Annotated in this window: 9 protein-coding genes; all 9 read left to right on the top strand. The window is 64.9% G+C overall.

What is annotated here, in order from left to right; translation table 11 throughout:
• Positions 1–205: 205 nt before the first annotated feature.
• The 9 genes from Q4610_RS10975 to Q4610_RS10935 all read left to right on the top strand — a co-directional run bounded on the left by Q4610_RS10975 (position 206) and on the right by Q4610_RS10935 (position 12,602).
• Entirely contained in the window at positions 206–2,377 is a 2,172-nt protein-coding gene (locus Q4610_RS10975) for a thiamine pyrophosphate-dependent enzyme (RefSeq protein WP_304535990.1), read from the top strand.
• Positions 2,377–3,939, top strand: a complete 1,563-nt coding sequence (locus Q4610_RS10970; protein WP_304535989.1) for an indolepyruvate oxidoreductase subunit beta family protein — start codon at positions 2,377–2,379, stop codon at positions 3,937–3,939. Before Q4610_RS10975 ends, Q4610_RS10970 begins: the two co-directional genes overlap by 1 nt.
• Before the next feature lie 83 nt (positions 3,940–4,022).
• Entirely contained in the window at positions 4,023–4,505 is a 483-nt protein-coding gene (locus tag Q4610_RS10965) for a MarR family winged helix-turn-helix transcriptional regulator (RefSeq protein ID WP_304535988.1), read from the top strand.
• Between the two features lie 142 nt (positions 4,506–4,647).
• Positions 4,648–6,261 (top strand): AMP-binding protein, encoded by a 1,614-nt coding sequence (locus Q4610_RS10960; protein ID WP_304535987.1) that lies wholly within the window; start codon positions 4,648–4,650, stop codon positions 6,259–6,261.
• Complete coding sequence (locus tag Q4610_RS10955) at positions 6,261–7,430, top strand: thiolase family protein (protein ID WP_304535986.1); 1,170 nt, start codon at positions 6,261–6,263, stop codon at positions 7,428–7,430. Before Q4610_RS10960 ends, Q4610_RS10955 begins: the two co-directional genes overlap by 1 nt.
• The gene (locus Q4610_RS10950) at positions 7,427–8,617 is read left to right on the top strand and encodes an SDR family NAD(P)-dependent oxidoreductase (protein WP_304535985.1); all 1,191 of its coding nucleotides are present in this window, start codon (positions 7,427–7,429) and stop codon (positions 8,615–8,617) included. Before Q4610_RS10955 ends, Q4610_RS10950 begins: the two co-directional genes overlap by 4 nt.
• Positions 8,614–9,405: a cyclase family protein gene (locus tag Q4610_RS10945; protein WP_304535984.1), complete on the top strand. Its 792-nt coding sequence runs from the start codon at positions 8,614–8,616 to the stop codon at positions 9,403–9,405. Before Q4610_RS10950 ends, Q4610_RS10945 begins: the two co-directional genes overlap by 4 nt.
• A 146-nt stretch (positions 9,406–9,551) precedes the next feature.
• Entirely contained in the window at positions 9,552–11,042 is a 1,491-nt protein-coding gene (locus tag Q4610_RS10940; protein WP_304535983.1) for an APC family permease, read from the top strand.
• Positions 11,043–11,060: 18 nt separating this feature from the next.
• The gene (locus tag Q4610_RS10935; RefSeq protein WP_304535982.1) at positions 11,061–12,602 is read left to right on the top strand and encodes an aldehyde dehydrogenase family protein; all 1,542 of its coding nucleotides are present in this window, start codon (positions 11,061–11,063) and stop codon (positions 12,600–12,602) included.
• The last annotated feature ends 28 nt before the right edge of the window (positions 12,603–12,630 follow it).

Below are 12,630 nucleotides of genomic sequence, written 5' to 3'. Positions count from 1 at the left end.
TTTTTCCGCTGTGCGGGCGGCGAAGTCACGCCGATGACGGTATCGTTACAGTCCGTAACGCCCCGTCCCTACGTGACTGATACGCAGGCGTCACGTTTCATGTGCCGGCATCGGACAGGGCGGCATCGGACAGGGCATGGCGACCGCGCCGCGCCAAAGGCGTTGACATGCTTCATACCTAAATATATGCAAATGCATATTATAGATGAGGTGGGTGATCATGGCGGAACGGTCCTTCGCGCGGGAAGTCGAGCATTTGCGGCTGGGAGAGGGCGATGTCTTCAAGGGTGAGGCCATTTTGGCCATCACCAAGGGACTGCTGCAATCGGGCGTATCCTATGTCGGCGGCTATCAGGGATCGCCGATCTCGCACCTGATGGATGTGTTGTCGGACGCCAAGGATGTGCTGGATGAGCTGGGCGTCAATTTCCAGAGTTCCGCCAATGAATCGACGGCAGCCGCGATGCTGTCGGCATCGGTCATGTACCCGCTGCGGGGCGCGGTCGCGTGGAAATCCACGGTCGGCACCAATGTCGCGTCCGATGCGCTGGCTAACCTGGCGTCGGGCGGTGTGACCGGCGGTGCGATGGTGATCGTGGGCGAGGATTATGGCGAAGGTTCCTCCATCATGCAGGAGCGCACCCACGCCTTTGCCATGAAGTCGCAAATGTGGCTGCTCGACCCGCGCCCCGACCATGGCGCGATCGTCGATCTCATCGAAAAGGGCTTCCAGCTTTCCGAGGCGTCGAACACGCCGGTGATGCTCCAGGTCCGCGTGCGCACCTGTCACATGCATGGCAGCTTCACCTGCAAGGACAATGTGAAGCCCGCCTTCACGATCGGCGACGCGCTGAACAACCCCAGGCGCGACCTCAGCCGTATCGTCCTGCCGCCCGCCGCCTATGAGCAGGAACAGGAAAAGATCACCCGCCGGATGCCCGCCGCGATCGATTTCGTGCGCGACCACAAGCTCAATGAATTTTTCGGTCCCGAAGCCGGCAAGGTCGGCATCGTCCTGCAGGGCGGCATGTACAATAATGTCATCCGCGCGCTGCAATATCTGGGCCTGTCGGACGCCTATGGCAATACGCAGGTGCCGCTCTATGTCATGAACGTCGCCTATCCGATGATCGATACCGAAGTCGCCGCCTTCGCCGCGGGCAAGGACGCGGTGCTGATGGTCGAGGAAGGGCAGCCGGAATATCTGGAACAGGCGCTCAACACCGTGCTGCGCCGCCGCGACATCAACGCCAGGGTGCGGGGCAAGGATGTGCTGCCCATGGGTGGGGACTATACCGCCCATGTCATCATGAAGGGCATCCAGACATTCCTGGAGGACCATGATTCGCGCCTGCTGGGCAATCGCCCGCCGGTGCCCGACGCGGCGGATATCCTCTCCGATCCCCGCGTCGAAAAATTGAAGTCCGTGGTGCCCGGCCGCCCGCCGGGCCTGTGCACGGGCTGCCCCGAACGGCCGATCTTCGCCGCGATGAAACTGGTGCATGAGGAACTGGGCGAGCATCATGTGTCCGCCGATATCGGTTGCCACCTGTTTTCCATCCTGCCGCCCTTCAACCTGGGGGCCACGACGATGGGCTTTGGCCTTGGCCCGGCCTCCACATCGGCGTTCGGCGGGAAGGGCAACAAGCGGTCGATCGCGGTGATGGGCGATGGCGGTTTCTGGCATAATGGCCTGACCAGCGGCATCGGCAACGCGGTCTATAACAAGCATGACGGCGTGTTTCTGATCGTCGACAATTTCTATTCCTCGGCGACCGGGGGGCAGGATATCCTGTCGTCGCGGGCGGAGAACAAGGATCGCAGCACCAACAATCCGATCATCGATGCGGTGAAGGGCGTGGGCGCGAAATGGGTGCGGGAAGTCGACCGCACCTATGATGTCGGCAAGATGCGCGCGACGTTGAAAGAGGCGCTGACGACGACGCAGGAGGGGCCGAAGATCATCATCGCCTCATCCGAATGCATGCTGAACAAGCAGCGCCGGGTGAAACCGCAGGTCGCCAGGCGGATCAAGGATGGCAAGCGCACGGTCAAGGAACGGTTCGGCGTGGACGAGGATGTCTGCACCGGCGACCATGCCTGCATCCGCCTGTCGGGCTGTCCTTCGCTGTCGGTCAAGCAACTGGACGATCCCCTGCGCGACGATCCGGTCGCGACGATCGACAATAGCTGCGTCGCGTGCGGCAATTGCGGCGAAGTGTCGGAGGCGGCGGCGCTGTGCCCGTCCTTCTACCGGGCCGAAGTCATCCACAACCCCACCGGCTGGGACCGCTTCAAGGAAAAACTGGCGATGGGCATCATCCGCATGTTGCAGGGCCGGCGCGATACCCGTCGCGTGGCGATGGAGGCGGCGTGATGCTGGCGGACAGGCTGAAACTGCCACTGGCGCCCGTTGGCGAAGCCACGGAACGGCCGATCACGGTCGCGATTGTCGCCATGGGCGGGCAGGGCGGTGGCGTGCTGACCGGCTGGATCGTCAAGCTCGCCGAAAATGCAGGCTGGATCGCGCAATCGACATCCGTGCCCGGCGTGGCGCAGCGGACCGGCGCGACCATCTATTATGTCGAGATGATGCGCGCGTCCAACGGGCGCAAGCCGATCCTGGCGCAGATGCCCACGCCCGGCGACGTGGATATCGTGATGGCGTCGGAATTCATGGAGGCGGGCCGGTCCATCCTGCGCGGCATCGTGACGCCCGACCGCACCACGCTGATCGCCTCGACCCATCGGTCGCTCACCATCGGCGAGAAGAGCGCGCCGGGCAAGGGGATCGCCGACAGTCCCGCCGTCGCGGATGCGATCGGCGTGACGGCGCGGCAGCAGATCATGTTCGACATGGATGCGCTGGCGGTGCGCAATGACAGCGTCATTTCGGCCGCCATGTTCGGCGCGCTCGCCGGGTCAGGCGCCTTGCCTTTCGGGAAAGAGGCGTATCACGCCGTCATCCAGGGCGATGGCAAGGGCGTGGCCGCCAGCATCAGGACATTCGACGCGGCCTTCGACCGCACGCAGGCGAAGCCCGATGCGCTGGCGGAGCCGTCTGGCGGCACGCTGGCGGTGCCGGTGGTGCCGACCCATTCGGCCGATGCGCGCCTGGCGCCGCTGCTGGCGCACATCCATGCGCTGCCCGACATGGTCCGGGCGATGGCCTATGCCGGATTGCAGAAGGTCGTGGATTATCAGGATATTGCCTATGGCCGGGAATATCTCGACCTGCTGGCCGACCTCCACGCCGTGGACCGGGCGCTGGACGGCGGCAGCCAGAATTATGCCTTCACCACCAATGGCGCCAAATATCTCGCCAATGCGATGACCTATGACGATGTGATCCGTGTCGCCGACCTCAAGACCCGCGCGGCGCGGCGCGACCGGATCGCCAGGGAAATGGGCCTCAAGACCGACCAGATCCTGCACACGACCGAATATATGCATCCCCGCATGGAGGAAGTGACGGGGATGCTGCCGGCGGGACTGGGCCGCTGGATCAAGCAGAGCGGGGGCCTTTATGCCTGGCTCGACCGGCGGGTGAGCAAGGGGCGGCGGGTGCGGACCTATTCGCTGCGCTGGTTCCTGATGCTCTATGTGCTGGGCGGGATGCGGGGATGGCGGCGCGGTTCGCTGCGTCATGCGGAGGAGGTCGCCCATCGCGATGCCTGGCTGGCGGATGCGAAGGCGCTGGCGCGGGGCAATTATGCGCTGGGTGTCGAGGTGCTGAAATGTCGCCGCCTGATCAAGGGCTATTCCGACACCCATGCGCGCGGCCTGTCGAAATTCGACCGGGTGATGGCCGAAATCCGCCATGTGCAGCGCCGCCCGGATGCGGCCGATTGGGCGCGGCGCTTGCGCGAAACCGCGATCAAGGATGCCGAGACAGGCGGGCTGGACGGCCTGATCCAGACGATCCGGTCCTTCGCCTGATGCGGCCTGGGGGCGCGTCAGTGCGCTTGACAGGACGCCAGGCGCGCGCGAACGGCGGTGGGGAACGGGCAATGGAGAAAGCGATGGCAGGCAAGAAGGACCGCGTTGACCCCTGTGTCCCGCCACAGACGCAGGATGCGCTGGACCAATATCTCCCCTACCTCGTCAACCGGATATCCAGTCTGGGGCAGGCGGTGCAGAACAGGAAACTGAGCGGGAGCGGGGTCAATGTCGTGACCCTGCGCGCGCTTTCGATCCTGCATATCCATGGCCGGTTGACGGTGAACGAGATTGCGGCGCGCGCCTTTGCCGAACAGTCGACGGCCAGCCGGGCGATCGACGCCATGGTGACGGCCGGCCTGGTCGAGCGGCGGGTGTCGCAAAGCGACCAGCGGCAGCGGCTGTTGGCGCTGACGCAGGCGGGCAGCGACCTGCTCCATAGCTGCTGGCCGCTGGTGGAAGATCATTTTTCGATGCTGACCAGCGGCATCGACCAGCATGAGATCGATATCTGCCGCAACGTGCTGTTGCGCATGATCGACAATGTGAAGCGTCAGGACACATAAGGGCGGATGCGGATGGGCGCGCAGGCCGCGCCCTTTCGATTTGCTATAGACTTAAAAATATGTATATGCATACTTATAGGAAGGATGGGCCGGAGCGGCCATCCCTGCCTGTTTTCGATATCAGCTTTGCATGTGGGGAATCGTGAGTAGCGAAACGGTCTTTTCAAGGTTCGCATCGACGGCCGCGGCCTATCGCGATCATGCGTTCCTGCACATCCTGCCCGAAACCGCCGCCATTTATGGTATCGAGACGGGCACCATTTCCTATGGCGCGATGCTGCAACGGGTGTCGCGCTGGCAGGCGTTGTTGCGGGATGCCGGGTTCGGCGCGGGCGTTCGTGTCGGGCTGCTGTTGCAGAACCGTCCTGTGTTCCTTGAAATATGGTTCGCCCTCAACGGGCTGGGCGCATCGGTGGTGCCGATCAACCCGGACCTGCGCCTGAGCGAGCTGGAATATATTGTCGGCCATTCCGAAATGGATGCGGCCTTCGTCCTGCCCGAACGGCGCGATGAAATCATGGCGGCGGCGCGCAATATCGGCAACGCCATGCCGGTCATGGTGCCCGGTGAAGCGATCGTGCCGCTCGCCCGGCCCGTGCCCGCCGCCGCGCCGGCAGGGTCGGACGCGGAAGCCGCGCTGCTCTATACGTCCGGCACGACGGGCCAGCCCAAGGGCTGTGTGCTGACCAACGACTATTTCCTCCATTCGGGCGACTGGTATCGCGATGTGGGCGGGCTGATCGACCTGCGGCCGGGGCAGGAGCGGATGCTGACGCCGCTCCCGACCTTTCACATGAACGCGATGGCGGTGTCGGTGATGGCGATGGTCACGGTCGGTGGCTGCCTCATCATCCTCGACCGTTTTCATCCCGGCACCTGGTGGGACAGCGTGCGCCGCAGCGGGGCGACATGTCTGCACTATCTGGGCGTCATGCCGTCCATGCTGATGGGCGCCGCGCCCGATGCGTCCGACAAGCTGCACGCCGTCCGTTTCGGCTTCGGGGCGGGCGTGACGCGCGAATTGCACGATCCGTTCGAAGCCCGGTTCGGCTTTCCGCTGATCGAAGCCTGGGCGATGACCGAAACCGGCAGCGGCGGCGTGATCGCGGCCACCGCCGAACCGCGCAAGACCGGGACGAGCTGCTTTGGCCGCCCGTCCGCCGATGTGGCGATCCGTATCGTCGATGACGCGGGGCAGGACGTGACGGACCCGGCGCCGGGGGAATTGCTGGTGCACCGGGCCGGGGCGAATCCGCGCTACGGATTTTTCAAGGAATATCTGAAAAATCCCGCAGCGACCGATGAAGCCTGGGCCGGGGGCTGGTTCCACACCGGCGACATCGTATCGCGCGACGAGGATGGCGACCTGCATTTCGTCGATCGCAAGAAGAATGTCATCCGCCGGTCGGGCGAGAATATCGCGGCGGTCGAGGTCGAGGCGATCGTGTCGAAGCACCCGCTGGTGGAGCAGGTGGGCATTGCCGCAACCCCTGACGCCGTGCGGGGGGATGAAGTCGCCGCGCTGGTCGTGCTGCGCGATGCGCCGGCCGATGCCGGCACGGCGGAGGCGATCGCGCGCTGGTGCCTCGATCAGATGGCTTATTATAAGGTGCCGGGCTGGATTGCCTTTGTCGATGCGCTACCCTTGACGCCGACGCAGAAGATTTTGCGCGCGGCGTTGAAGGATCAGGTGGCGGACAGGATGGGCAAGGACGCATTTTTCGATCTGCGCGCGCTCAAGCGGCGGCAGGTGTGATGCGCGGCCGGCTGCGCTATGACGATGTGGTTCTGTGCGCGCCGGTCACGGTGCCCTATGAACGCTATTCCAGCCAGTCGGCCCATTGGTGGGCGGGGCGCGCCCTGCGCGTGCTGGCCGATGTGACGGGCCTTGGCCCACGGGATTTCGACGGTTTCTGCTTTTCCAGCTTTTCGGCCGGTCCCGACACGGCCGTCGGCATGGTGCAGCATCTGGGCCTCAGCCCCCGCTGGCTCGACCATATTCCGACCGGCGGCGCGAGCGGCGTGATGGCGATGCGCCGCGCCGCCCGCGCGGTGCAGTGTGGCGATGCGCAGATCGTCGCCTGCGTCGCGGCGGACACCAATCATCTCGACAGTTTTCGCCAGACGGTGGCGGGCTTTTCCCGCTTTTCGCAGGACGCTGTCTATCCATATGGATCGGGCGGGCCCAATGCGACCTTCGCCCTGATCACCGATCATTATATGCGCACATTCGGCATCGGGCGCGAAGCGTTCGGCAAGCTGTGCGTCGCGCAGCGTGACAATGCGCGCAGCAACCCGCTGGCGCTGCAACGCGGCGTGCTGACGCTGGACGCCTATCTGAACGCGCGGCCGATCAGCGATCCGGTGCATCTTTATGATTGCGTCATGCCCTGTGCCGGTGCGGACGCCTATATCGTGACGACGCCGGAAGTGGCGCAGCGGCTGGGCCTGCGCATGGTGCGCATCCTTTCGACCATCGAGCGACATAATGCCCATCCGCAGGACAAGGTGCAGTGGCGGGGCGGCTGGACGATGGATGTCGATGATCTGTGGGCCATGGCGGGGGTCGGGCCGCAGGATGTCGATGTCCTGCAGGTCTATGACGATTATCCCGTCATCGTCGCGATGCAGATCGACAATCTCGGTTTCTGCCCGCCCGGCGAAGTCGCCGACTTCATCCGGCGCACCGACTTCACGATTACGGGCGATTTGCCGCTGAATACGAATGGTGGCCAATTGTCGGCGGGACAGGCGGGGGCTGCGGGCGGTTTTCAGAATGTCACCGAAGGGATGCGCCAGATATTGCGGCAACCGCTTGGCGATCAGGTGCCCGACGCCCGGATCGCGGCCATATCCGGCTTTGGCCTGGTCAATTATGATCGCGGCATCTGCACCGCCGCCGCCGTGCTGGAGGCTGTCGCATGACGTTGCGCCCCCGTCCCGAAAAGCGCGATCCATTGCAGCGCAAGGTCGAACGGCATGTTCCCGCCGGCCTGCGCAGCCGGGCGATGCACGCCATGTCGGCACGCGCCGCGCAGGGCCGTTTCGTGCTTCAGCAATGTGTCGAATGCAGCGCCGTCACCTATCCGCCACGCGACATCTGCCCCGTCTGCTGGGGCGAACTGGCCTGGCGCGATCAGGTGCAGGGCGCGACGCTGCTGGCGGAAACGACCGTCAGGGTGACGACCGACCTGTATTTCCGGGCGCATATGCCCTGGCGCATGGGCACGATCGCGCTGGATGCGGGGCCGGTGGCGCTGGCGCATCTGTCGCGCAATCTGACAGTCGGGGGCAGGGCCGACGTGCGCCTGATGATCGACAAGGGCGGCAATGCCGCGCTCTTTGCCATGGCGGCCGGAGAAGAACCTGACATGAGCGACAAACAGTGGCGGGAATTCGTCGTGCCGGTGCGTGATCGCACCATATTGGTCACGGATGGACGGGGGGCTGTCGGCCAGGCGGTGGTCGCCGCATTGCAGGCGGCGGGCGCGGCGTCGGTCGTCGTCGGCCTGCCCGCGCCGGCCCAGCCACCTGCGGCGCTTGCCGGGCTGACGGGCGTGCGCATCGTGCCGCTGGACCTGACCGATACGCGGTCCGTGTCGGAATGTCTGACCGACATTGCCGGTCCGCTCGACATCGTCGTCAACACGGCCCGCTTCGTGCGGCGGGGCGACGGGCTGATCGACCAGAAGCACGCGCTGGACGTGACCGTTCTGGGCCTGTTGCGCCTGACGCAGGGCTGCGCGCCGATGTTGCAGGGGCGGCCGTCGGGCGCGTTCGTGGATATCGTGTCGTCGGCCGCATTGGCGCCCGATGCCGGTTTCCCCGCATTTTCGGCGGCGCAGGCGGCGCACCTGTCCCTGCTCCAGAGCTTTCGCCACCAGATGCGCGGATCGGGCGTGCGGGTCATGACGCTGTTCACCGGGCCGGTCGATGATGAAGATCATCAGTCCGTGCCGATGCCCAAGGTCGCGCCGTCGCGCATCGCCAAGGGCGTGGTCGACGCGCTGGAAGGCGGCCGGGAACAGCTTTGCGTCGGGGATGCCGCTGTGGACGCCATGGCCCGCTGGTCCGACGATCCGGCGCTTTACATCAGGGAGAAGAACCTATGACCGCCGTGGAAACCGTGCTTTCCGGCCTGACCTCAGGGATCGCATCCGGGGGGATCGCGGTCGTCGACCTGACCAACACCCTGTCCCCGGACTTCCCGGTCATCGTCCTGCCCGCCGAATTCGGACAATGCGAACCGTTCAGGATGGAAACCGTGTCCCGCTATGATGGCGACGGTCCGGCCTGGTATTGGAACAATATTTCCATGAACGAGCATACGGGCACGCATTTCGATGCGCCCGCGCACTGGATCACGGGGAAGGACGTGCCGAACGGCACCGTCGACAGGCTGCCACCCGCCGATTTCATCCATCCCGCCGTCGTGATCGACATCAGCGCGCAGGCCGCCGCGGACGAGGATTTCATCCTGACGCGCGCGTTCCTGGAGGCGTGGGAAGCCAGCCATGGCCCCATTCCCCCCCGCCACTGGATATTGTTGCGCACCGACTGGTACAAGCGTGTCGGCACGCTCGCCTATCTCAACCTGAAAGAGGACGGCGCGCATTCGCCCGGTCCCGATGCGGAAGCGATGCGGTTCCTGGTGCATGAGCGCGCTTGCATCGGCCTGGGCGTGGAAACGGTCGGCACCGACGCGGGGCAGGCGGCGCATTTCGAAGAACCGCTGCCCGCCCATTCGGTGCTGCATGGCAATGGCCGTTACGGCCTGCAATGCCTGACCAATCTCGACCAGTTGCCGGTGCGTGGCGCCGTGATCGTCGCGACGCCGCTCAAGATCCAGGGCGGTTCGGGCAGCCCGTTGCGGGTGATCGCGCTGAAACCGGGCCTGTAGGGCATCGGCCGCGGCCCGCGCCGCATGGTGGCCGAAAATATCAATAAGCCGGTCGGAAGCGCAATCACGTCCCATGGCCCGAAGGGTCAATGTCGATGGCGCATCGACCGATCGAACGACATCATATGAGGGGATGCGCGAAGAGCATGGCAAGCGTTGAGCAGCATTCGGAGTCCGGCGGCCTGTTTCCCGGTATGCTCGGAACCGGCGACATCATTTTCATGATCCTCGCCTGCGCCGCGCCGATGGGCGTGCTGGCGGGCATCGTGCCGCTTGCGCTCGCCTTCGGCAATGGCGCGGGCATGCCGGGCACCTTGCTGGGCATGTGCTTCGTGATCCTGCTGTTCGCCGTCGGCTATGTGCGGATGATCCCGCATGTGCGCAATGCGGGGGCTTTCTACGCCTATATCGCCTCCAGCATCAGCAAGGAGGCGGGCATCGCCGCCGCCTATGTCGCGGTGACGGCCTATATCTGTTCGGCTACGTCCGTGCTGGGCGCGATGTGCTATTTCCTGTCGGACTTCATCCAGCAGACGGCGGGCATATCGACCCGCTGGGAAATCTGGGCAGCGCTGTGCATCGCGCTCATTTCCTGGCTTGGCCTGCGCAAGATCACGATGGCGGCCAAGGTGCTGACGGTGGCGCTGCTGGCCGAAGTCGCGGTGATCCTGTTGCTCGACATATTGATCCTGATCGACAAGGGCGTGTCGGGCATCAATTTCCACAGCTTCACGCCGGCCGCGATCTTTGCGCCGGGCCTTGGCATTTCCGTCATCTATGCGATCAACGGCTGTATCGGGTTCGAAGCGACCGCCATCTATCAGGAAGAAGCGCGCAACCGGGATGTCACCATCCCGCGGGCGACCTATGGCGCGGTGCTGATCCTGGGCAGCTTCTATGTGCTGTCGTCCTGGTGCCTGGTGCTGAGCATCGCGCCGGGCGACGTGAAATCCGTTGCGGCGGCAGACCCCGGCCGCCTGGTGAGCGGTGTCGCGCAGCGCTATATGGGCATCGTCGGGCGCGATGTGCTCAGCCTGCTGACGATCACCAGCCTTTTTGCCGCCGTGCTGGGCTTTTTCAACAATATCACCCGCTATATGTTCGCCATGGCGCGCGACGGTCTGTTGCCTGCGCCGCTGGGCAAGGTGCATCCGGTCCATGGATCGCCCAGCGTCGCGTGCATCCTGCTGACGCTGATCCTGTCGGTGGTGGTGGGGCTGTTCGCGATCGCGGGCCTTGACCCGCTGCTGAACCTGGCCACCAGCCTGTCGTCCATGGGCGCGGTCGGGCTGCTGCTGCTGCTGACCGCCACATCGCTGTCGGTGCCGATCTTCTTTGCGCGGCGGGGGGAATATTCGCTGGGCAAGACGGTGTCGCCCTTTGTCGGGGGCGTGCTGATCGCGATCGCCACCTATTTGTCGCTGGACAATTATTCGGCGCTGACCGGCACGACATTGGCGGTCGTCAACAAGCTGCCCTACCTGTTCGTGCCGCTGGCGCTGATCGGGCTGGGGCATGGTCTTTACCTCAAACGCTTCCGTCCCCGCACCTATGCGCAGGTAGGGTCCACGCAGGTGGAAGAAAAACCCGCCATCGCCGCGCGCGTCCATGCCGACGCCGCCCCGGCAAGCGTCTGATATCGCCAGGAGATACGCATGACCATGATCGACGAAACCCGCGCATCGGCCGATGCGGCCCATGCCCCCCATCCTGCCGTGCGGCTGCCCAAGGGGTTGCTGCTGCTGGACGGGCAGTTGGTCGAACCCTTGCAGGGCGACAGGATGATCGACGCGATCGACCCGTCGACCGGCCGCACCATCATGGCCTTTCCCGCCTGTAGCGCCGCCGATGTCGATCGCGCGGTGCAGGCGGCGCAGCGCTGTTTCGAAAGCCGGGCCTGGCAATCGATGCGCCCGATCGACCGGGGCCGGTTGCTGGAGCGGCTGGCGCTGCTGGTCGAGGATCATGCCGACGAACTGGCGATGCTGGAATCGCTCGACAGTGGCAAGCTGATCGGCGTGACGCGGGCGATCGACCTGCAATTCACCATCGACGGGCTGCGCTACTTCGCGGGCTGGAGTTCGAAGATCGCCGGGCAATATGTGGCGCTCAACCCGCTGGTGCCCGAAGATGCGATCTACCGCGCCTATACCGAGCGCCGCCCGGTCGGCGTGGTCGGCGGCATCACGCCCTGGAACTTCCCGATCGGGCAGGCGATCCAGAAGATCGCGCCCGCCATCGCCTTTGGCTGTACCGTCGTGCTCAAGCCATCGGAGGAAACGTCGCTGACGACGCTGCGGCTGGGCGAACTGATCCTCGAAGCGGGCTTCCCCGCCGGTGCGGTCAATATCGTCACCGGCTTCGGACAGGAAGCGGGCGCGGCGCTGGTGGATCATCCGATGGTGCGCAAGATCGCCTTCACCGGATCGACCGCGACCGGCCAGCGCATATTGGCGGCATCCGCCGTCACGATGAAGCGGGTGACGCTGGAACTGGGTGGCAAGTCGCCGACGATCATCCTGGCCGATGCCGATCTGGAACGCGCCATTCCCGGCGCGGCGGCCGCGATCTTCTCCAACTCCGGGCAGATTTGCACCGCCGGGTCGCGCCTGCTGGTCGAAGCGCCGCTCTATGATCAGGTGATCGAGGGCGTGTCGGACATTGCGCGCACGCTGAAACTGGGTTCCGCCTTCGATCCTGCCACGCAGGTCGGGCCGCTGATTTCCGCGCGCCAGCGGGATCGTGTCGGCGGTATCGTCAATAACGGCCTGGCCGAAGGTGCGATCGCGCTCGCCGGGGGCGAAGCGGTCGACGGCGATGGCTGGTTCTATCGCCCGACGATATTGGGCGGCGTCGCCAGCCAGATGAGCGTGATGCGCGAGGAGATTTTCGGTCCGGTCGTCTGTGCGATGCGGGTGGATGATGGCGACGATCTGGTGAAGCTGGCCAACGATACGCCCTTTGGTCTGGCCGCGAGCATCTGGACCCGCAATCTGGATCGCGCGCATATGCTGGCGGACCGGATCGATGCCGGGACGGTCTGGCTCAACACGCATAATGTGCTGGACCTTGCCATGCCCTTTGGCGGCAACAAATTGTCCGGCATCGGCCGCGAGTTCGGCCATGAGGCGATCAACGCCTTCACCGAGCCGAAGGCGGTCTGCATGCGGCTCGATCCGGTGGCCGCGGCTCGTTGAGCGGGGTGCCCCTGCCGATCCGGGGGGG

The organism is Sphingobium cyanobacteriorum (assembly GCF_030580935.1).
Lineage (GTDB): Bacteria > Pseudomonadota > Alphaproteobacteria > Sphingomonadales > Sphingomonadaceae > Sphingobium > Sphingobium cyanobacteriorum.
The sequence above is the reverse complement of the archived record's forward strand: the minus strand, read 5'-3'. Positions and strand labels throughout refer to the sequence as shown.